The organism is Pseudoalteromonas sp. C2R02, assembly GCF_018860845.1.
GTDB lineage: Bacteria > Pseudomonadota > Gammaproteobacteria > Enterobacterales > Alteromonadaceae > Pseudoalteromonas.
On sequence record NZ_JAHKQC010000002.1, the window covers coordinates 549 to 1,804 of the forward strand.

Genomic DNA, 1,256 nt, shown 5'->3' on the forward strand with positions numbered 1-1,256 from the left:
GATGGTCAAACACATGAAATAACAGTTACCGTAAATGGAACGGCCGATGCAACAGAAACTAAAGCTGATGCAGCATCAGTAAACGAAGATGGCTCAGTTGTTATTGATGTATTAGCTAATGACTCTGATATCGATAGTGAAAAATCGCCCGTTGTATCAGTTACAAATGGTGAAAATGGCACAGTTTCAATTAATCCTGATGGCACCGTAACATATACACCTGATCCTGATTATAATGGTACTGATACATTTACTTATACCAACGCTGAAGGTAACACCGAAACAGTTACAGTATTTGTTACACCTGTTGATGATGAAACGGTTATTAAAGATGATATAGCGACTGTAAATGAAGACGGTTCAGTGGTTATCGATGTATTAGCTAATGACACTGATGCAGATGGGTCAAAATCTTCAGTAGTCTCAGCCACCAACGGCACTAATGGCACAGTTGTTATTAATCAAGATGGTACTGTCACTTATACACCAAACCCTGACTTTAATGGCACAGATACCTTTACTTACACTAATGCGGAAGGCAGTACAGCAACAGTCACTGTGAATGTAACACCAGATGGCGATGCAACGGTTATCAAAGATGATACCGCGACTGTAAATGAAGACGGCTCTGTAGTAATCGATGTATTAGCCAATGATACCGATGCGGATGGTTCAAAATCACCGGTTGTATCGGTAACCAATGGTTCAAATGGTACGGTTGTTATCAATCAAGATGGCACAGTCACTTATACACCAAACCCTGACTTTAATGGCACAGATACCTTTACTTACACTAATGCGGAAGGCAGTACAGCAACAGTCACTGTGAATGTAACACCAGATGGCGATGCAACGGTTATCAAAGATGATACCGCGACTGTAAATGAAGACGGCTCAGTCATTATTGATGTATTAGCTAATGACACTGATGCAGATGGGTCAAAATCTCCGGTTGTATCGGTAACCAATGGTTCAAATGGCACAGTAGTTATTAATCAAGATGGCACAGTCACTTATACGCCAAATCCTGACTTTAATGGCACAGATACCTTTACTTACACTAATGCGGAAGGCAATACAGCAACAGTGATTGTCACAGTCAAAGCGGTGAATACAGATACAGTCGCTGATGTTCAAGAAATCAATGAAGATGAGATTGCAACAGGCAATGTGTTAACCAATGATGAAGCGGATAATACCGAGATCAAAAGTTTCACAGTGGATATTGATGGCGATGGTAATGCAGAAAGCTTTAC

The 1,256-nt window shown here is 40.6% G+C and carries 1 protein-coding gene; it reads left to right on the forward strand.

The features are described from left to right. Positions 1–1,256, forward strand: a 1,256-nt coding sequence (locus tag KO527_RS00105) for an Ig-like domain-containing protein (RefSeq protein ID WP_216038404.1), incomplete at both ends; no start/stop codon positions are given.